Origin of the sequence: Parerythrobacter jejuensis, assembly GCF_039536765.1 — a bacterium.
Classification (GTDB): domain Bacteria; phylum Pseudomonadota; class Alphaproteobacteria; order Sphingomonadales; family Sphingomonadaceae; genus Parerythrobacter; species Parerythrobacter jejuensis.
Window position 1 is genome coordinate 2,166,919 of record NZ_BAAAZF010000001.1, and the last position, 17,431, is coordinate 2,184,349.

The following is a 17,431-nucleotide window of genomic DNA, read 5'->3' on the forward strand; positions in this document are numbered from 1 at the left end:
TCTCGACACGGCGGGTTTCGACGCTAGCGTAGCGGCCATGAGTGCGCATCCCGTTGTAGAATCGCTGGCCGAACCTTTCGGCTCCTTCCCGCAAATTCTGGCCGACTGGGCTGGAATCCAGCCAGACAAAATTGCGCTGCGCGATAACCATGCCGAGCTGAGCTGGGCCGACATGGACAGCCGGATCGAGCGGATTGCCGCGCGCCTGGCCGAGACCGGGCTAGAACGCGGGCAATCGGTCGCGATCCTTGGCACTTCGACAGTCAATTACGCGCTGGCCTACCTCGCCGCAGTGCGGGCGGGCGGGGTGGCTGCCCCGCTGACCACCAGCGCCAGCCCCGACCAGCTCGAAGGGATGGCAAGGGATTCAGGTGCCCGCCACCTGTTTATCGACGGGGCAAAACTGGCCGAGCTGGGCGAGGGCTTTATGCGCGGTCTGGAACATATTGTGCTTGATGAAGAGCTGGATAGCTGGATGGCGCCGACAGGCGCCACCGCACCGGCATTCGATCCGCTGCCAGGCGATCATTTCAACATCATCTATTCAAGCGGGACGACCGGCATTCCCAAAGGCATCGTCCACTCGCACCAGATGCGCTGGGTCCAGTTTGCGCCGACCGCGTCATCCTATCTGGCGAATGGTCTCGACTCGCAATCGCTGACCTCTACGCCGCTCTATTCCAACACTACGATGGTGGCGTTCCTGTCTACGCTGCTCGCGGGCGGAACGGTCAACATTATGGGCAAGTTCAATACCGTCGAATGGCTCGCCACGGCCCAGCGCTTTGGTGTGACCCACACCATGCTGGTGCCGGTACAATACCAGCGGTTGATGGACGAGCCACGCTTTGACGAGTTTGACCTGTCAAAATTGCAATTGAAATATTGCACATCGGCACCGTTCTCGGCGGAATTGAAGGCGCAGGTCCTCCAGCGGATGCCGGGCGGACTGATCGAGATTTACTCGATGACCGAAGGCGGGGTCGTATGCCTGCTGCCTGCGCATGAATTTCCGGACAAACTGCACACCGTCGGGCGCCCTGCGCCGGGCAGCGAGCTGAAAGTGATGGGCGAAGACGGCAACCTTGTTCCGCCGGGCGAGGCGGGGGAGCTGGTCGGGCGCGGCCCGGCGATGATGCAGGGTTACAAGAACCGGCCCGACAAGACTGCCGAGGCGCAATGGATCGATCCGGAAACCGGCGAGTGGTGGATGCGGATGGGCGATATCGGACGGGTCGACGAGGACGGCTTTGTCGAACTGGTCGGCCGCGCCAAGGACATGATCATTTCCGGCGGGTTCAACATCTATCCCAGCGATCTGGAGGCAGAGCTGGAAAAGGATGACCGGGTGGCCGAGGCTGCCGTCATCGGTGTGCCAAGCAAGCAGTGGGGCGAAACACCGTTCGGCTTTGTCCGGCTTGCGGACGGTGCGAGTGAAGGGGATGTTGCCGACATTATGGGCGCGATGAACGCCCGCGTCGGCAAGACCCAGCGGCTATCGGCCCTTCATGCGATCGATGAAATGCCGCGTAGCCATATCGGCAAGCTGCTCAAGACCGAATTGCGCGAACGGGCCGAGAGAGTGACCAGCTGACGCGGAAATGAAAGTGGATGCGGCCTGCCGCGGGGGAGGAAGAGTGACAGACCGCATCCAGCGACCCGGACGTGGCCGGGATCGGGGGGGTGTGAGTGTCAGGCCGTTGCAACCGTGATTACGGTTCCGCTGAGCGAAACGGCAATGACGACGGCGAGGAGCTTTTCAGAAATCAGCCGCATGGCATATTCCTTTCCAATGAGGGGTCTTGCCCTCTTGTTCGCCCGCTGCACCGGGAAGGTTACAAGCTCATGTCGCGGAGAAGAAAATTGCCGCGAGACGCAGGTCGCCGGGGGGGAGAGGAGAGAGTGGCGACCGCGTCTCGCGGCGATTGTAACCGGGGCCGGATCGTTAGACGATCGTGGCGCCAATCGTGAAGCTGCTGAGTGTCGCTGCAGCTACAAAAGCGATCAGATGAGCAGAGAGCTTGCGCATGTCCTGCCTCCTTTTCTGATGCCGGGGTGAACAATTATCGGGGGGAGAGGACTGGCCACCTCCGGCGTGGGACCAGGAAATAATGTTTCGGGCCACTTTTCAAAAGTGAGAAAAGCCGCAGGTATGTTCAGTTTTTTGCAACATATGGGCCTAAAGTTTCTCTTCATGATGAGAAAGGCGCAATCGTGCGTAGAGGAAAATCGCCAATGTTCCCAAGGCGAGCACGGCTGACAGCAGCAGCGGCATTCCCGGCAATATGATCCAGGCACCGTCGGACATGAAGGCTGCGAACACGATCGTGTACATCGGCGGCCCGACGATCGCGGCGAGACTGCCAATGGCCTGGGTCGCGCCCTGGAGCTCTCCCTGGCTCGAAGCGTCGACGGCGCGGCTGTTAAGCGAATTGATCGATGGCATCACCAATCCCTGCAATCCGCCCAACAGGAGGGCGGCATAGATTATCCAGTCGCTGCGCGCGAAGGTGTAGGTGATACTGACAACGCAAACCGCAGCGATGCCCAGGATAACGGCGCGCGTCTCCCCCAGTATTGGCAGGAGCAATCGCAGGCCGAAACCCTGCACCAGCGCGCTGCCGATCCCTACCATCATCAACGACAGGCCGATCTGCCACTCGCTCCAGCCATAGGCCGCAATTGCAAAATATGCCCAAATGGCGGGATAGACGAGATGCGACAGCTGCCAGACACCCAGCGCTGCGAGGAACCACAGCACCGTGCGATCCTGCCCCGACAAAGCGCGCAAGGCCGACAGAGCATTGGCGCGGGCAAGCCGGAAGGGTCTCCGCCTTTCCTTCGGCAGGCTCTCATCGAGGAAGAAGAAACCGAACACGAAGTTTGCCAACGCGAAAGCGCCGGCAGCGTAAAAGGGAATACGGGGGCCAATCTCGCCCAGAAAGCCGCCTAAGGCTGGCCCGATGATAAAGCCGAAGCCGAAGGCCATGCCCAGCAGGCCAAAACTCGCAGCGCGATCCTCCGGCTCCGTAATATCGGCGATATAGGCATAGGCCGCAGCGAAACTTGCGCCGGTCAGACCTGCGATGAAACGCCCCAGCACCAGCCACCAGATCGATGGCGCGAGGCCCATCAGAAAATAGTCGAGCGAGAACGCGAAAACGCAGGCCAGCAAGACCGGGCGACGGCCGAAACGGTCGGACAAATTGCCCAGGATGGGCGCAAAAATGAACTGCATCGCGGCGTAGCCCGCACCGAGCCAGCCGGCCCATATTGCCGCTTCGTCAACACTGAACGTACCCAGCTCCATGATCAGTTGCGGCAGTACCGGCATTACGATGCCGAAACCGATCATATCGAGCAGGACGAGGATGAAGATGAAGGCGACCGAAGCCTTGCGCTGCATGCTGGCCGCCTTCCCTGTGCCCTTGTCCCTGCTGCCTAGCTATCATGTCCGCGCCCGATCCCAAACGAAAAGGGCGGCGAGGGACGCTCTGCACGTTCCCTCGCCGCCCTGAATATCGGGTCGGCACAACCGGCGCTACCGGCTGTGTCTATCCGCGTGGCTTAATTGCCGGCAGCAACCGTCGCCGCTGGCTGGACCGATGCCAGCTTGGTGAAGGCAGCCTGGCGTGCCTTGGCCAGGCAATCGCGATCCAGGGTGCTGCGGGTGTAACGCGTGCCATCGCGCTTGCAGGCGGAACGCACTGCCGCATCGACGCGCGCGCGCAATGTGGCGCGGTCTTCAGCACGATCGAGGTTGAGATCGGCGTAGGAAACGCTGACCCGCTCGGTCACGATGGTGGCGTTTGCAGGTGCAGCAAACGCCATGGTGGCGGCGGTCAGAAGAGTGATAGTACGCAACATGATGGCAGTCCTTTCGGCCATTGAAACAATCAATAAGGGCCTCCCGAGCGGCGGCTTGTGCGGCGCAGCAATTCGTTTTGCAATTGCGAAAAACGCGCCCGCAAATGCATCCGTTGCAAGCTGAAACTTTTTGTCGCTTCGTGCGTATTGTCGGGTTGTCCAATGTCCCGTGGGTGGGGCTCTGCGGCGTCTGGACAGGCCCAGCCCAGCCGCTTAACGCCTCCGCCCATGGACCAAGAACACCTCCCCGATTCCATCCTCATTGTCGATTTTGGCAGCCAGGTGACCCAGCTGATTGCGCGCCGCGTGCGCGAGGCTGGCGTCTATTCCGAAATCGCGCCTTTCAGCATGGCGGAAGAAGCGTTCCACCGGCTCAAGCCCAAAGGCATTATCCTGTCCGGTTCGCCCGCCGGGGTGCCAGACGAAGGCAGCCCGCGGGCGCCGCAGATGCTGTTCGAAGCCGGCGTGCCGATCCTGGGCATTTGTTATGGCCAGCAGGTGATGACCCATCAGCTCGGCGGTGAAGTGCGGCCCGGTCACGAGACCGGAGATGGCGGCGAATTCGGCCGCGCCTATCTGACGGTGACCGAAGAATGCGCGCTGTTCGATGGCCTGTGGAAGGTGGGCGAGCGGCACCAGGTGTGGATGAGCCATGGCGACAAGGTCACCAACTTTGCCGACGGCTTCGAAATTGTCGCCACCAGCGATGGCGCGCCCTTCGCCGTGATCGCGGATGAAAGCCGCAAGTTCTACGGCACCCAGTTCCACCCCGAAGTCGTCCACACGCCGGACGGGGCCAAATTGCTGGCCAATTTCGTGCGCCATGTCTGCGGCCTGAAAGGCGACTGGACAATGGCCGAATTTCGCAAGACCAAGATCGAGGAGATCCGCGCCCAGGTGGGCGATGGAAAGGTCATTTGCGGGCTATCGGGCGGAGTCGACAGCGCAGTCGCGGCGGTGTTGATCCACGAGGCGATTGGCGAGCAGCTCACCTGCGTCTTTGTCGACCACGGGTTGATGCGCATGAACGAGGCGGAGCAGGTCGTGACCCTGTTCCGCGACCACTACAATATCCCTCTGGTCCATGTGGATGCCGAGGAACAGTTTCTTGGCGGGCTCGCCGGTGTCACCGATCCGGAGAAGAAGCGCAAATTCATCGGCGGGGCCTTCATCGACCTGTTCGAAGCCGAGGCCAAGGCGGTAGGCGGGGCCGATTTCCTCGCTCAGGGCACGCTTTATCCCGATGTGATTGAGTCGGTTTCGTTTACCGGCGGACCAAGCGTAACGATCAAGAGCCATCACAATGTTGGCGGCCTTCCCGAGCGTATGAACATGCAACTGGTCGAGCCGCTGCGCGAATTGTTCAAGGACGAAGTGCGCGATCTGGGTCGGGAGCTGGGCCTGCCCGATATTTTCGTCGGCCGCCATCCCTTCCCCGGCCCCGGCCTTGCCATCCGCATTCCCGGCGAAGTCACGAAAGAACGCTGCGACATCCTGCGCAAGGCGGATGCGATCTATCTCGAGGAAATCCGCAACGCCGGATTGTATGATGCGATCTGGCAGGCGTTCGCTGTCTTGCTGCCGGTCAAGACCGTCGGCGTGATGGGCGATGCCCGCACCTATGATAGCGTCTGCGGCCTGCGCGCCGTAACCAGCACCGACGGGATGACGGCAGATGTCTATCCCTTCGATGCCGCCTTCCTGACGCAGTGCGCCACGCGGATCGTCAACGAAGTGCAGGGCATCAATCGCGTGGTATATGACTATACCAGCAAGCCGCCGGGAACGATTGAGTGGGAGTAAGACCTACGTCGCTGCACGTTGTCGATTGAACGATCCTTACTGTGTTATCTGTATAACACAGATAGCAAGCGGTTTCGGCAAGTCAGCCGTGAGCGTCATGGGGATCAGAAACTTGAAGAAAACACTCTTGCGGGTCGCACTTGCTGCTGCCTTCTTCGGCGGCACACCAGCTGTCGCCAATAGCTTTGCCTATGCGACACTCGGTGAAGACAGGGCGATTACCGTCGGTGCAAGCGGCGATGCGATTGCAGGCGCACTCTATGAATCGGGTTCAATCGGCAAATTCGCTTGCACGCTCGCAACGCTCAGGCTCGCGGACAGTGGTGCCCTCGATCTGGGTGACAGTCTGGGCGATCTTCTGCCGGGTTTCGGTGACACGCCAATTGGCGATGTAACGCTCAAGCAGGTTCTCGCCAGCAGAAGCGGGCTCGCGGATGGTCTCCTTCCGGCATTCCGGAAGTCTCCGGCTGACGTAATGAGCACCCCCGATGCGCGAACAGCTCTGATGAAATTCGCGACAGGCGAGCTTGTCTCCGTGCCTGGTACCCAGTGGTCATACGATCTGGTCAACTGGATCGCGGTCCAGGCGGTTGTCGAACAAACCACCGGGCAACCGATCGGCGATGTGCTTGATCGAACGGTCCTGCAGGCGGCTGGTATGGGCCAAAGCCGGATTTTCATCGGAGAAATTGGCGATGGCGCTGCTCCACCGTCTGCGCCTGTGCGGCCTCTGCCCGGTTTCCTGACTTGCGCTGGAGGTCTCGCCACTACTCCGACCGATCTGATTGCCTTGGCCCGTTTCCCGCACCAGGGTGGCTTGAGCGCAGAAAGTCTCGAATTGCTGACCTCGGTCACCACCGAGGATGAAGGCTACACGCTGGGGGGTCGCTACCTTGCCGCGGGCCAATCGCCGAGCCGCATGATCAGCTGGCAGACCGGAAGCAACGGGGCCTACAAATCCCTCGTGACCTACGATCCGCATACTGACACCGCCTTCGCAGCTATGACTGCTTCGGATGATAATTCGGCCATCCAGCAAGCACGATCGGAATGGATGGCGCAGCGCGGCCTGTGATAGGGCCGGTGTCAGCGCGCAACCCCCATGATTGATCCAGGTCAATGAAGCCGCTGATGGCTTGGCGCAGGAGATTGCCACATTCCTGAAGGAGGCACTGCGCCATGTTCCGAATGATGCTCGTCCTGTTGCCGATCATTGCCACCACGCTGATGGGAATCGCCGTTATCGCTGTCCTGACGACGGACATGGGCGCAGACTGGTAACCGATTGCTCTCGCTGCCCTGGCAGGGCTGGTCGTTTCCATTCCGGTATCGTGGTGGGTCGGCAAGCAAGTGGCCGCCAAAACAGGGTGGTAGGCGGCGGATCGGCCATACTGCGACCATTACTATGGGGCCTTGCTGAGAAAGGGGCGGCGGTGCATGCGATAGGTCATGCAACTCCCGCTCGGCACTGATCCCCGGACCGAAATCCTGCGCCGTATGCAGCCCGCCTTGATCGCGCGGTTCGGGCGCATAATTCGACCGTCGGACAAGCGCCGCGCGCCGGAATGGGTCCTCGTTCATGGCGTAATCGGGGCTCAGACCAAGACGGCAGCGTCCAATGCATCGACCGATGGATTGCTGGCGGAACATGGCTCGTGGGAAGCCGTGGCGGTGGTGTCGGTCGACGAATTGGAAGCGCGGTTGCAGCGGCAGACGTTCCCAAGCGTTGCGGCGCAGCGGCTGAAAGACTGCCTCAGCGCCATCATGGCCGAGCGCGGATCGGTCGATCTGCGCCACCTTTCCAAGCTCGATCTGGCTGTTGCGATGGAATGGCTGGAGCGGTTGCCCGGCGTCGCGCGCAAGAATTCCGCCGGGGTGATGAATGCCTCTGCATTCGATCGCAAGGCGATGGTAATCGACGGGCACCATCGCCGGATCATGCAACGCATGGGGATCGTGCCGGCCAAGGCGGATACCGCGAAAACCTATGATGTGCTGATGCCGCTGGTGCCCGAGGAATGGTCTGCCGCCGATCTGGACGAGCATCATCTGCTGCTCAAGAAACTTGGCCAGACCCATTGCCGACCGCGCGGCCCGCAATGCGAGGGTTGCCCGGTGCGCGCAGATTGCCGCACCGGAACCGGAGCGTCGCCCGCTCGCTGACACAGCAATGCTGGAGAAAACTGAAGTTGAAACCGTGTTCGAGCGTCTCCGCGATGCGATGCCCGGACGCACGCACAATGCAAAAGGTCCCAAGGGGCAACCCGATGCCTATCGCAGCTGCATTTCGTGCATGCTTTCGGCGCAATCGCTTGATCGAAACACTGCCAGGGCGACCCGCGCCCTGTTCGCCCTCGCGACTACTCCTGAAGAAATGCTCGCGCTCGATGACGCGGCGATTGCCGAAGCGATCAAGCCGTGCGGGCTCTACAATATGAAGACGCGCAATATCCGGAATTTCAATGAGGCGTTGCTGGGTGAACATGGCGGAGTGGTGCCTAGCACGCGCGCGGGGCTGCTTGCGCTTCCCGGTATCGGGCGAAAATGTGCCGACATCGTTTTGAGCTTTACCTTCGGAGCGGATGTGATCGCAGTCGACACGCACGTCCACCGCGTTTGCAACAGGATCGGCCTGACTGACGCGAAGGCCGCCGATAAGACGGCGCAACAACTGGAAGAGCGTGCACCGGATTGGGCCCATCGCGATGGACACTTCTGGCTGATCCAGTTTGGCAAGCGGGTGTGTACGGCACGGGCGCCCAAATGCGATGACTGCCCTGTCAGCGATCTGTGCGAATGGCTCGCCGCTAGCCGGGAAAGCTGACGCCGGTCAGCTGCTCGGATTTGGTCCAGAGGTCCTGCGCGAGCTGGGTGTCGCGAATATGTGGAGCCACGCCCGCACCACGCGGGGTATTCTCGTCGGCCATCGCGCCGATATTGCAGTCCTCGCAATAAACGCCGCCTTTGCCGTCCAGCAACGGCGAGACCGCGCACCATACACTGGTGGCGGCGCCTTCCTCGACCGATTTGAACGATTCATGGACATTGCCGTCATCATCGAACCACCCCATCGCAACCTGTTCTTCATGGGTAAGGTGGCGCTGAAGCGGGGTGACGATCCCGCCCGGATGTACAGCGAAAGCGCGCACGCCATGCGATTCTCCCAAGGCATCGAGTTGCAAGGCAAACAGCGCGTTGGCCGACTTCGTGGCGCCATAGGCCGGCCATTTGGCATACTCCCGCGCCTCCCAGTTCGGATCGTCGAGATCGAGCCCGCCCAGACGATGGCCGACCGAGGAAAGGATGACCACGCGTGCGCCATCGGCTGCCTTGAGCAGCGGCCACAGCCGCGCCGTCATCTGGAAATGGCCGAGGTGGTTGGTCGCAAACTGCATTTCATAGCCGCGCGCATCACGCATCAGCGGGCTGGCCATGATGGCAGCATTGGCGATCAGGATATCGATCCGGCCCCACTTTGCCGCGACCTTCTCGCAGAAAGTGTCGATCGAGGCAGGGTCGGACAAGTCGAGCGGGAGGATCGAAATCTGCCCCGCCATTTCGTCCAGCACTTTATGCGCCGCGTCGGGCCTCCGCGCGCCGACGAGAACATGCGCGCCAGCCCCGGCAAGGGCGCGGACTGTCTCTGTCCCAAGGCCTGAATAACCCCCCGTCACCAGGATGTTCTTGCCCGCCAGATCGATTCCGGCGGCGACTTCCGCTGCGGTAGAGCGGTGCCCGAAAGGGGAATCGATGGGCTCTTGGGGTGTCGGCATGAGTGTTTCCTTTGCGAATGACCCGTCACTGTCACGCGAAGCCCGCCCCGATGCAAGGCGGATCGATCAGAGAGGACGCAATGGATCGGGCAGCTTGCCTACCAAGCGAATCCGGCATCGATGGCACGCTGTTCTGCGGCGGTGGTTGGGCGGCCTAGCACCGGGTTGCGGTGCGGGAAGCGCCCGAACCGTGCGATCATTTTGCGGTGGCTGCGGGCAAAGGAGAATGCGCCTGGCACATGGTTTGCAAAGATCCGGCAACACAGATCCTGATCGGCAATGTCCTCGCTATGCATCAGTGGCATGGCAAGGAATTGGATCCGGCTCGACGACAGGTCGCGGTGCCAGCCGCGTTGTAGCGCGCCATGGGTGATAGCACGGGCGAGAGGGTCGCTGGTAAAGGCGCGTGCCTCGCCGCGAAACAGGTTGCGCGGCACCTGGTCGAACAACAGGATTGCGGCCAGCGCGACGCTATCGTCGGTCAGGAATTCATGGGCCGGGCGGTGCCGCAGGCTGTGCCAATCTGCGGCAAACCGGCGCGCGAGCAAGGCATCGACGTGGTCGGAGCCGCCGAACCAGTCCCGCTCGTTTAGCCGATGGAACCAGACATGCAGGATTTCCGCAGCCCAGCGCCGCGATGCCAACGCCAAGGTTTTGCCTTAGCCGTCTGACTCGACTTTCCGGTACGGCACGAAATCGTCCAGGAAGACATTGCCGGTGTAGAACCCGTTGAAGCGATCAATAGTGGTGACGATGTCGGTCTTGCAGACTTGCGATCCGAACCGGCGGAAAACCAGCGTGTCGGAATCATCGAGGTTCTTGGGATCGCGCGTGTAATTGACCCAATATGTCCGGCCGATCTTGTAGACGATGGCCGTCTTGTCGATCACCTGGAACCGGCTGATCGGACGGTCTCGGATACAGCTTTCAGGCTCACCCGCTTCACGCCCTTCGAGCAGCTTGGCGAGCTTTTTCTCGCCCTTGGTCGGCTCGCGCTCGACATCTTCTGCCAGCGCAGGCGTGGCTGCCAATGCGGCCAGGGCAAATGCGGAAAGGATAGGCTTGATCATGGCGATTCTCCTCAAGACTGCTTCTTGTGAGGATTTACGCCTGAACCGCTGCTGACGTTTCACAGCGGCGAAAAAATCACCGGTGCCCCGGGTCTGCGCCTTCGGAAATATCGGGAAGCTCCGACTGGTCGATGCCTTCTGCGGGCCCCCCTTTGAGCACGAACCGGCGATCGCAATAGCCGCAATCAACATAGCCGTGCTCGTCAATCTCCAGATAGATGCGCGGGTGGCCCAGAGCGGCAGGGCGATAATTGTCGCCCCCGCGAATGTCGCTCGCGCCGTCACAGCTGACGCGGCGGGTGGTGACGGTGATGACTTCGGGCGGTGCGGTGTTCATGGCGAAGCCGATAGACCTGTCTCGCGAGTGGCGCAATATCACGCGTCACACCTGGCGGGGGTCCCTCACTGGTAGTCGACATCCACGTTGAATGTACCGGAATAGACGCCCGGAGCCTGGTTACGCCGGATCCGCAATTGCCCGCCCAGCTTGACAAGAAATGCGCCATTGGCGTCGGTGATCCGATAGCGGATCGATCTACGATTTGTTCGGGCGGTCAGCCTTTGCAGACCCTCTGTATACCCGAACACGACATTGCGGATTTGCATCCGGCGTCCAGGACCCGTGAGGAAAATGCGGCGATTGCGGGGTTTACGGATCCGGATGCGCCGGTTGGTGGTGCCGACCCCGGTGAATTCCGCTGCAATGCAGGATCCACTATGAACCACATTGGCGCTGGTGGTGCATGTTTCCGAATCCGTTGGGTTTAGCGTAACCGTCCCCGGATTGTTGTCCACCGCAAGCCGACCGAAGTCCATGTCCTTGCTCTTAACGATTGTAATCCGTTCAACCAGTTCGGTGCGGGTGGGTGCATTCTGGCTGTTCGATTGCGCCTGAGCCACAGCTGGCCAGGCCAGCACGCCAGCGAACAGCGCAACAATGCTCGCGCGCACCAAACGGCTGGCGCGCTTCGAGCAGCGCTGCAAAGGATGATCCCGGTTCCCCATTCCGCTGCCATAGCTAGCGCTCTGTTAAGGAAACGCCTTCGAGGTAAGGTTAACGGCGGGGTAGGGATGCGGCCCTGAAAGCCGCGCCAGTTCTATTCGAAATCAACCCGGACCACGAATTCGCCGGTGTAGACGCCTGGCATCTGGTTGCCGGCCACGTTCAAGGTTCCGCCAACGCGGAAATCATAGGATGTCTGCCCGAACCATGCCGGCACGGTGAACAGCCCGAAAAAGATCGTCCGGGTGCGATTGAAGTCGTTGGTGAAATTGGTCAGCTGCATCGTTTCCGATGTGTCGGTCGCGTGGATCAGCGTGATCGAATCGGCAGTGGTAGGTGAAACATAGGCCGGGAAATCCAGCCCTGTGCGTCGTTCGATGATGAAGCTGGCAGCACTCGGCGTGCTGACCGAAAGGACAGTGCCCGTGACAGTTGCAGAGTTGTCGGGTGCCACCACGATGGTGCCGCCTGTGTCGCCCGGGGCGACCTTGCCGAAATCCAAATCGCCGGTGTTGCGCATGGTGCCGCTGGCGATCACCGATGCGCTGGCATCGGGGGCAGCCGAATTGGACTGCGCGGCGGCCGGTGCAGCCAGGCACAGCAATGCTGTCGCTGCCACCGCCCCGGTGGTTGCGATCCTGCTTGCAATGGTTTGCGTGCGTGAACCCGACTGCATCATTGAGGCTGCAACTACCTACCGAGGCATTAAGGAAGCCGACCCAAGCATGGTGAATGGCTTGTTAGGGATTGCTGTTGATGCTGGCCCTTTACGACGGGGGCCAGCCACGCCTAGGGGCAATGCGCATGAGCCAGATCAGCGCCCCTTCCGCCATATCGATCCGCGATGTCCAGAAGACCTATGCCGGCACCAAGGGGGAGCCGGGCAAGCACGCGCTCAAAGGGGTCAGCTTCGAGGTTCCGCAAGGCGGGATATTTGGACTGCTGGGTCCGAACGGGGCAGGCAAGTCGACGCTGATCAATGTCCTGGCCGGATTGGTGACCAAGAGCGCAGGCTCGGCCGAGATCTGGGGCTTCGATATCGATGACCAGCGCCGCAATGCCAAGCGCGCGATCGGGATCGTGCCGCAGGAAATTGTCTTCGACCCGTTTTTCACGCCTTACGAAGTGCTGGAAAACCAGGCGGGGTTCTACGGAGTGCCCAAGGCCGAGCGTCGCAGCGAGGAATTGCTCGCGGCAGTCCGGCTGACTGACAAACGCGATGCCTATGCCCGCACCTTGTCGGGCGGGATGAAACGCCGGTTGCTGATTGCCAAGGCGATGGTCCATTCGCCCCCGATCCTGGTGCTGGACGAGCCGACCGCAGGCGTCGATGTCGAATTGCGCCGCCAATTGTGGGAGCTGGTCACCGAGCTCAACCGGCAAGGAGTCACCATTGTTCTGACCACCCACTACCTCGAAGAAGCAGAGCAGCTGTGTGACCGGATTGCGATCATCAACAATGGCGAACTGATCGCCAACAAGACGACCAGCGAAATGGTCGGCATGGCGCGCGAGAAGATCGTGGTGGTCAGCACCGACAAGGACTTGCCCTCCGCCCCTGTCCATTCGGCCTTCATAAAATCGGCTCTGACGGGTGAGCGCACAGTCGAAGTCACGTACGACAAGGATGCGCTGACAGCGGGGCAAGTCCTTGCAATCTTGCAGGAACAGGGCGTGACAATCGAAGATGTGACCACGCGCGAGGCCGATCTGGAGGATGTATTCGTCCAGCTGACCGGCGCAGGATGAGCGCGCTCTACGACACAATCGGCATCGATTACGCCAATTTGCGCAAGCCCGATCCGCGCATCGCGGCGCAGGTGGATGCGGCATTGGGCGATGCGCGGACCCTCTTGAATGTCGGGGCCGGCGCAGGATCTTACGAACCGCGCGGACGCGAACTGACTGCGCTTGAACCTTCCCGGGAAATGATCGCCCAGCGCCCCGAAGGCAGCGCACCAGTCGTGCAGGGCACTGCCGAACACTTGCCGTTTGCGGACGACAGTTTCGAGGCGGTAATGGCCATCCTCACCATCCATCACTGGACCGACAAAGCCCGGGGCCTGGCGGAAATGCGCCGTGTCGCGCGGGACCGGGTGGTGCTGCTCACTTATGATCCGGCCTTCCGGGGCCAGTGGCAGACCGAATATTGGCCCGCCCTGATCGGGCTCGATGAAGGGATCATGCCCCCGATGGAGTTCTTCGAGCAGCATCTCGGGCCCGTCGACATCACGCCGGTTCTCGTCCCGCACGATTGCAGTGACGGCTTTCTCTATGCCTACTGGCGACGGCCCGAGGCCTATCTCGATGCGCGCATTCGCAAGGGTAGCTCCAGCTTCTGGGTGATCGAGGGACTGGAGGATGGCGTGCAGCGGTTGGAGGCGGATCTGGCGAGCGGCAAATGGGCGCAGCACAATGCCGGGCTGCTCAAGGCCGAAAGCGCGGATATGGGTTACCGGCTGGTGATTGCGGAGGGCCTGCCATGCTGATGATGCCATGCTGATTATCCTGGGCACAGTCCGCCTGCCGCCCGAGAACCTGTATGAGGCGCGCGCCGCGATGCAGGAGATGATCGAGGAAAGCCGCGCTGAGGAAGGGTGCGTGACCTATTCCTATGCCGAGGATGTGATCGAACCGGGCCTCGTGCGGGTTACGGAAATCTGGCGCGACCGCGAGGCGCTGGACGCGCATTTTGCCTCGGACCACCTTGCTGAGTGGCGTGCGAATTGGGACCGCTTGGGCGTCCACGATCGGGATTTGCAACTCTTCGAAGCGAAATCGGGCCAACCGGTCTAGGGCGAGCCGGCCCCACGGGTGGCTTTCCCCGATCTTGCGGGGCTGCGCTATTCTCGCCATGAGGCGCCGATGACACGCGAATATCACGACGTCCTGATTATCGGCTCCGGCGCGGCCGGGCTTACCGCTGCGCTGGAACTGGCGGAGCACAAGAAAGTGCTGGTGCTGGCCAAGGGCTCGCTCACCGGCGGGTCGACGGCTTGGGCACAGGGCGGTATCGCTGCGGTGCTGGATGCGGGCGACACATTCGACAATCATGTCCGCGATACCATGGTGGCAGGTGCAGGCCTGAACCGGCGTGAGACCGTAGAATTCGTCATCGAGCAGGCGCCCAAGGCGATCGACCGGCTGGTCGAGCTGGGCGTCCCGTTCAACCAGGATTCGGGCGATCTACACCTGACCCGCGAAGGTGGGCATTCGCACCGCCGAATCGTCCATGTCGATGATGCAACCGGCTGGGCCGTGCAGGAGGCGCTGCTCAAAGCAGCAGAGGCCAATCCCAACATTACCCTGCTGCCGGGCCGCAGTTGCGTCGATTTGATCACGGGCCGGAATGCGGAGCTGTATTCGGGCGCGGGCCGGGTCTGGGGTGCCTACGCGCTGGACGAGGCCACGGGCGAAGTCGAAGCGCATGTCGCCAAGGCCACGATCATGGCGGCGGGCGGCGCTGGCCGGGTGTACCAGTTCTCCACCGCGCCGCGCGGCGCAACGGGGGACGGGATTGCGATGGCGTGGCGGGCCGGCGCCCGCGTCTCCAATATGGAGATGATGCAGTTTCACCCGACCTGCCTGTATAATCTGGAGGTCAAGAACTTCCTCATCACCGAGGCGGTGCGGGGCGAGGGCGGGCATTTGCTCCATCCGGAAACCGGGCATCGTTTCATGGCGGATTATGACGCGGAGCGGATGGAGCTGGCCCCGCGCGATGTTGTGGCGCGCGCAATCGACGACCAGATCAAGCGCTATGGGCTCGACTATGTCCATCTCGATATCAGCCACCAGCCGCCCGATTTTGTGCGCGAGCACTTCCCGACCATCCATGAAAAACTGACCGGACTGGGCATCGACATGACGACCGGCCCGATCCCGGTGGTGCCGGCCCAGCATTATACCTGTGGCGGTGTGCTGGTCGGCCTCGATGCGCGGACAGATCTGCCGGGCCTGTGGGCGGCGGGCGAATGCACCGAAAGCGGCCTGCATGGTGCCAATCGCCTGGCCTCCAACAGCCTGCTTGAGTGCTTCGTATTTGGCGAAGCCGCAGCGGATGACATCCTGTCGCGGTGGGACGAATTGCTCGATCCGCCCGCGATCAGGGAGTGGGATGAAAGCCGGGTCACGGATTCTGACGAGGAAGTCGTCATCAAGCAGAACTGGACAGAGATCCGCCGCTTTATGTGGAACTATGTCGGAATCGTGCGCACTACCAAGCGGCTGGAACGGGCGGCCAATCGGATCAAGCTGCTGCGCGACGAGGTTGATGACTATTACGGTAATTTCCGCGTCACGACCGACCTGATCGAACTGCGCAACCTGCTGGAAGCGGCCGATCTGATCGTAACTTCCGCCCTCGCCCGGCACGAAAGCCGCGGACTGCATTTCACGCTCAATTATCCGAACACAGACGATGTGGCGCGCGATACGGTGCTGGTGCCGTAGCGTCTTCCTCCGTTTGCATGTGCCACGCATGACTGGCCCAGGTTCTTCTGACTCCCTTTTTTGATCTGGCGCAATTTCAGGAGTGTCGCATTCTGCTTTGATGCTGGACGAGTCGCGCCTGGAGGCAATCCGGGGTGACACCATTCGGGAGGGGAAAGTTTATGGCACGCGCTGGCGGAAACACATCGAAGGGGAATGCGAGCGGCGCCAAACCAGCGGTCGAAGAGGCTCTGGCCGATGAACGGACCGAAGCGGCGATCGAGGGAGAGGAAGAGGCCATTGGCGTCGTTGCCAAGACTTCCCCCACGGAAGGCGTAGACGCCATCATTGCCGGATCATCGCCCGATGATGCCGCGCGCCTGCGTCAGTATCTTGGCCTGCCCAAGCCTCCGGGCAAACCGCGCAAGACCAACAACCAGCTGGCAGAAGACTGGCGCGAGGGTGGCTATCCCTACAAGTACAAGATGCTGCGCAAGGATTACGAGCGCGAAAAATTCGTGCTCCAGACCGAGCTGCTGAAATTGCAGCAATGGGTCCGTGAAAACCAGCAGCGGGTGATCATCCTGTTCGAAGGCCGCGATGCGGCGGGCAAGGGCGGGGCGATCAAGCGCATGATGGAGCATCTTAATCCGCGCGGTGCCCGCGTTGTCGCCCTGGAAAAGCCGAGCGAGGTGGAGCGTGGGCAATGGTATTTCCAGCGCTATGTCGAGCATCTTCCAACCGTTGGCGAGATCGTGCTGTTTGACCGGTCGTGGTACAACCGGGCCGGGGTCGAACGGGTCATGGGCTTTTGCAGCGACGAGGAATATCGCGAGTTTCTGAGGCAGGCGCCCGATTTCGAACGCAATCTGGTCCGCTCCGGCATTCATTTGATCAAGTTCTGGTTCTCGGTCAGCCGGCCGGAACAATTGCGGCGGTTCAAGGAACGGCAGGTCCATCCGCTCAAGCAATGGAAGCTGTCGCCGGTCGACTTGGCCAGTCTCGACAAATGGGATGATTACACCAAGGCGAAAGAGGCCATGTTCTTTGCCACCGATACGGCCGACAGCCCATGGACAGTGGTCAAGTCCGACGACAAGAAACGCGCGCGCCTAAATGCGATGCGCTATGTTCTGCATTCCCTCCCCTATACCGGCAAAGACACTGACCGGATCGGGCGGGTCGATGATTTGCTGGTGGGCAGGGCCAACGTGATCCACGAACGCGGCGAGTATTTGATGCCGGGCAGCAAAGGTGACTAGAGCGCTTCGCAGATAGGTCGGGCCGCTGACCGGAGGCACAGCTCTCAGGCACTAATCGGTCGCCGTCGCCCGTTCGTCGGAAACATTGTTACTCCGATAGAAGCATGATTGTGGCGACTCGGCGCGGGGTGCATCTGTGCCCTTGGACGCGGTGCTCACCCCCGGTCGCCGCGTCCGATCGACCATTAGCCCAAGCGCGAGGAGTTAGGGACTGCGCCTGGA

The 17,431-nt window shown here is 61.3% G+C and carries 18 protein-coding genes; 10 read left to right on the forward strand and 8 right to left on the reverse strand.

Annotated elements, in window-relative coordinates; genetic code table 11:
* Window positions 1–37 precede the first annotated feature (37 nt).
* On the forward strand, window positions 38–1,594 hold the full coding sequence (locus tag ABD653_RS10680; RefSeq protein WP_160778660.1) for a class I adenylate-forming enzyme family protein: 1,557 nt from the start codon (window positions 38–40) through the stop codon (window positions 1,592–1,594).
* Window positions 1,595–2,179: 585 nt separating this feature from the next.
* Here the strand turns inward: ABD653_RS10680 and ABD653_RS10685 are convergent.
* Together ABD653_RS10685 and ABD653_RS10690 are read right to left on the reverse strand one after the other, a co-directional pair.
* On the reverse strand, window positions 2,180–3,406 hold the full coding sequence (locus tag ABD653_RS10685) for a TCR/Tet family MFS transporter (RefSeq protein ID WP_160778661.1): 1,227 nt from the start codon (window positions 3,404–3,406) through the stop codon (window positions 2,180–2,182).
* 161 nt (window positions 3,407–3,567) lie between these two features.
* Complete coding sequence (locus tag ABD653_RS10690) at window positions 3,568–3,867, reverse strand: UrcA family protein (protein WP_160778662.1); 300 nt, start codon at window positions 3,865–3,867, stop codon at window positions 3,568–3,570.
* A gap of 228 nt (window positions 3,868–4,095) precedes the next feature.
* Between ABD653_RS10690 and guaA the strand changes: the two genes are divergently transcribed.
* The 4 genes from guaA to ABD653_RS10710 all read left to right on the forward strand — a co-directional run bounded on the left by guaA (window position 4,096) and on the right by ABD653_RS10710 (window position 8,494).
* Window positions 4,096–5,670, forward strand: a complete 1,575-nt coding sequence (guaA, locus tag ABD653_RS10695) for a glutamine-hydrolyzing GMP synthase (RefSeq protein ID WP_160778663.1) — start codon at window positions 4,096–4,098, stop codon at window positions 5,668–5,670.
* 97 nt (window positions 5,671–5,767) lie between these two features.
* Window positions 5,768–6,745 carry a serine hydrolase domain-containing protein gene (locus ABD653_RS10700; protein ID WP_344705389.1) on the forward strand — a complete coding sequence of 326 codons (978 nt, stop codon included), beginning with the start codon at window positions 5,768–5,770 and terminating at the stop codon, window positions 6,743–6,745.
* 374 nt (window positions 6,746–7,119) lie between these two features.
* Complete coding sequence (locus ABD653_RS10705; protein WP_160778665.1) at window positions 7,120–7,833, forward strand: endonuclease III domain-containing protein; 714 nt, start codon at window positions 7,120–7,122, stop codon at window positions 7,831–7,833.
* Between the two features lie 7 nt (window positions 7,834–7,840).
* Complete coding sequence (locus tag ABD653_RS10710; protein WP_160778666.1) at window positions 7,841–8,494, forward strand: endonuclease III domain-containing protein; 654 nt, start codon at window positions 7,841–7,843, stop codon at window positions 8,492–8,494.
* Here the strand turns inward: ABD653_RS10710 and ABD653_RS10715 are convergent.
* The 6 genes from ABD653_RS10715 to ABD653_RS10740 form a co-directional block, all read right to left on the reverse strand.
* Window positions 8,478–9,443 (reverse strand): oxidoreductase, encoded by a 966-nt coding sequence (locus ABD653_RS10715; protein ID WP_160778667.1) that lies wholly within the window; start codon window positions 9,441–9,443, stop codon window positions 8,478–8,480. The genes ABD653_RS10710 and ABD653_RS10715 overlap by 17 nt on opposite strands.
* A 98-nt stretch (window positions 9,444–9,541) precedes the next feature.
* Complete coding sequence (locus ABD653_RS10720) at window positions 9,542–10,093, reverse strand: DUF924 family protein (protein ID WP_160778668.1); 552 nt, start codon at window positions 10,091–10,093, stop codon at window positions 9,542–9,544.
* A gap of 9 nt (window positions 10,094–10,102) precedes the next feature.
* On the reverse strand, window positions 10,103–10,513 hold the full coding sequence (locus ABD653_RS10725) for a hypothetical protein (protein ID WP_160778669.1): 411 nt from the start codon (window positions 10,511–10,513) through the stop codon (window positions 10,103–10,105).
* Between the two features lie 76 nt (window positions 10,514–10,589).
* Complete coding sequence (locus tag ABD653_RS10730; protein ID WP_160778670.1) at window positions 10,590–10,850, reverse strand: zinc-finger domain-containing protein; 261 nt, start codon at window positions 10,848–10,850, stop codon at window positions 10,590–10,592.
* Window positions 10,851–10,915: 65 nt separating this feature from the next.
* The gene (locus ABD653_RS10735) at window positions 10,916–11,518 is read right to left on the reverse strand and encodes a DUF4402 domain-containing protein (protein ID WP_160778671.1); all 603 of its coding nucleotides are present in this window, start codon (window positions 11,516–11,518) and stop codon (window positions 10,916–10,918) included.
* A gap of 92 nt (window positions 11,519–11,610) precedes the next feature.
* Window positions 11,611–12,195, reverse strand: a complete 585-nt coding sequence (locus tag ABD653_RS10740; protein WP_160778672.1) for a DUF4402 domain-containing protein — start codon at window positions 12,193–12,195, stop codon at window positions 11,611–11,613.
* 125 nt (window positions 12,196–12,320) lie between these two features.
* Between ABD653_RS10740 and ABD653_RS10745 the strand changes: the two genes are divergently transcribed.
* The 5 genes from ABD653_RS10745 to ppk2 all read left to right on the forward strand — a co-directional run bounded on the left by ABD653_RS10745 (window position 12,321) and on the right by ppk2 (window position 17,209).
* Window positions 12,321–13,265, forward strand: coding sequence for an ABC transporter ATP-binding protein (locus tag ABD653_RS10745; protein WP_160778673.1), 945 nt, complete (start codon window positions 12,321–12,323; stop codon window positions 13,263–13,265).
* On the forward strand, window positions 13,262–14,005 hold the full coding sequence (locus tag ABD653_RS10750) for a class I SAM-dependent methyltransferase (protein ID WP_160778674.1): 744 nt from the start codon (window positions 13,262–13,264) through the stop codon (window positions 14,003–14,005). Before ABD653_RS10745 ends, ABD653_RS10750 begins: the two co-directional genes overlap by 4 nt.
* A 7-nt stretch (window positions 14,006–14,012) precedes the next feature.
* Window positions 14,013–14,312 carry a putative quinol monooxygenase gene (locus ABD653_RS10755; RefSeq protein WP_160778675.1) on the forward strand — a complete coding sequence of 100 codons (300 nt, stop codon included), beginning with the start codon at window positions 14,013–14,015 and terminating at the stop codon, window positions 14,310–14,312.
* A 69-nt stretch (window positions 14,313–14,381) separates the two neighbouring features.
* A complete protein-coding gene (nadB, locus tag ABD653_RS10760; RefSeq protein ID WP_160778676.1) occupies window positions 14,382–15,968 on the forward strand; it encodes an L-aspartate oxidase in 1,587 nt (528 codons plus the stop codon).
* Between the two features lie 161 nt (window positions 15,969–16,129).
* A complete protein-coding gene (gene ppk2, locus ABD653_RS10765; RefSeq protein WP_160778677.1) occupies window positions 16,130–17,209 on the forward strand; it encodes a polyphosphate kinase 2 in 1,080 nt (359 codons plus the stop codon).
* Window positions 17,210–17,431: the final 222 nt, after the last annotated feature.